The 1,453-nt window shown below is 42.7% G+C and carries 2 protein-coding genes; one reads left to right on the forward strand and one right to left on the reverse strand.

What is annotated here, in order from left to right; translation table 11 throughout:
• The coding region (locus F6K49_RS48670; RefSeq protein ID WP_293109883.1) for a glycine--tRNA ligase subunit alpha at window positions 1–338 on the forward strand (338 nt) is incomplete at its 5' end.
• A 58-nt stretch (window positions 339–396) separates the two neighbouring features.
• Here the strand turns inward: F6K49_RS48670 and F6K49_RS48675 are convergent.
• A complete protein-coding gene (locus F6K49_RS48675) occupies window positions 397–1,368 on the reverse strand; it encodes an NAD(P)/FAD-dependent oxidoreductase (RefSeq protein WP_293109885.1) in 972 nt (323 codons plus the stop codon).
• Between the last annotated feature and the right edge of the window lie 85 nt (window positions 1,369–1,453).

The raw sequence follows: 1,453 nt of genomic DNA on the forward strand, positions 1-1,453 counted from the left end.
ACCAAATTAGCTATGGAGATGTTCACCTTCAGGGAGAAGTTGAACAATGTACTTATAATTTTGAATCCTCTAACCCAGATTTACTGTTCACGCTATTTGGTCTTTATGAGCAAGAGGCAGAACAACTCAGCACACGAGGACTTGTTATGCCTACACTAGACTACGTTCTGAAGTGTTCTCACACGTTCAACTTACTGGACGCTAGGGGTGTGATTTCAGTGACTGAGCGCACTCGTTATATCGGTAGAATTCGCAATCTAGCCAGGCGAGTGGCTCAACTCTATTTGCAACAACGGGAGATGTTAGGGTTCCCGCTCAATAAACAGACCATAGCTTGAATCTAGAACACAAAAAGATGGAAAACACCTCCCGTCTCTATAATAAACCCTATCGGTATTAGGGGTTTTGGGAGCCTGACAGGACACGGATGTCGCGCCAAATTTGAGTAGCTGCTAATGCTCCATCGGCAGCAGCAATGACGACCTGATTCAGTCCCACCTTTAAATCACCAATGGCAAAGATACGAGGATGGGAAGTGCGGGCCATCTTATCTGTAACCAGATTGCCTCCCTTCTTCTCCAGATCAAATGTGTCTAGATATTCGGCATGGTATTTGGAACCCATGGAAATCAAGCCAGCTTCCAACTCAATTACTCGACCATCAGTTAATTCTACTCCAGTCATCTGATGGTCTTCCCCTAAAAATTGCTCAACTGGGATTTCTATGATTTGATAACCCTGTTGTTGTATTTTTTGTCGCAATTCATCATTTACCTCGAACAATCCTTGGGTAAATAAAGTAATTTCAGAAGTAAACCAACCCAGAGGAAAAACAACTTCCGCATTACCTGCAGTGCTAGCAAATACCCCTACGTTTTTATCAGCCATTTCATAACCATCACAAATCAGACAGACATGGAGGTTATAACCTGCGTATTCATAGACATTTCGCATATTTTCCAAGGCTGGCAAATAGTCAATAATGCCACTAGCAGCAATCATGTATTTAGCCCGAAAGGTATAGTATTCACTGTTGTTTCGACCGACTTTTACTCGTACAGCAAAGGTCTCACCTTCATCAATTACTTCTTCGACAAAAGCATCTAGTGAATCGCCACCAATAGACAAATAATGCTCTTTACCTTGTCTAAGAACAGAACGACCAGGGGTATCGGGAGGTAAACCCAGGTAGTTGTGGAGTTCCTGCATCCAAAAAGAGCGCGCTTTGCCTTTATCGATAATCAAAGTATTGAGTAAGTAACGCTGAAGATAGATTCCAGCAGAGAGACCTCCTGCGCCACCTCCCACAATAATCGTGTCGTAAATTTTGTCAGTGGATTCTTGAAGATTTTGTTTTTTGAGTTTCATGATATTACCTCTGTAGTGATTTGGAATAAAAGGTATCGTAAGCCGTCAGCGGTCAGTAGTCAGCGGTCAGTAGTCAGTGGTTAGC

Source organism: Moorena sp. SIO3I6 (assembly GCF_010672095.1).